The organism is Pseudomonas sp. FW305-25, assembly GCF_017351415.1.
In the GTDB taxonomy this organism is placed as follows: domain Bacteria; phylum Pseudomonadota; class Gammaproteobacteria; order Pseudomonadales; family Pseudomonadaceae; genus Aquipseudomonas; species Aquipseudomonas chlororaphis.
The window spans coordinates 1-446 of sequence record NZ_JACNDE010000087.1 but is presented as its reverse complement, the minus strand read 5'-3'; the positions used below and the strand labels follow the sequence as shown (position 1 = coordinate 446).

The 446-nt window shown below is 63.2% G+C and carries 1 protein-coding gene; it reads left to right on the top strand.

The window, feature by feature from the left end:
* Positions 1 to 446: RHS repeat domain-containing protein (locus J4E58_RS31795; RefSeq protein WP_207255374.1), on the top strand; the 446-nt coding region annotated here is incomplete at both ends.

Below are 446 nucleotides of genomic sequence, written 5' to 3'. Positions count from 1 at the left end.
AACGCACGCCTGCTGCTCACCGATATCGAGAACGAGCGCGGCGAGCAGTACCACCTGGACTACTACCCCAACGGCCTGATCCAGCAGGAAACCGGCTTCGATGGGCGCAGCACCGCCTATGCCTACGACCTCAACGGCAACCTGCTGAAGAAAACCGAATTCGGCGACGACGGCAGCGAGCTGGTCACCGAATATCAGCGCGATGCCGCTGGCCGGCTGCTGGTGAAAACCCTGGCCGGTGGCGAAGAAATCCACTACAGCTACGACGCCCTCGGACGCCTGGTGAATGTCGACGACGGCCACTGGCCGCTGGCCTACGAATACGACCTGCAAGACCGTCTCATCACCGAGCACCAAGGCTGGGGCACCCTGCGCTACGAGTACGACAAGCTCGGCCAGCTCAGCCATTGCCGCCTGCCCGACGGCAGCAAGCTCGACTACCGCCA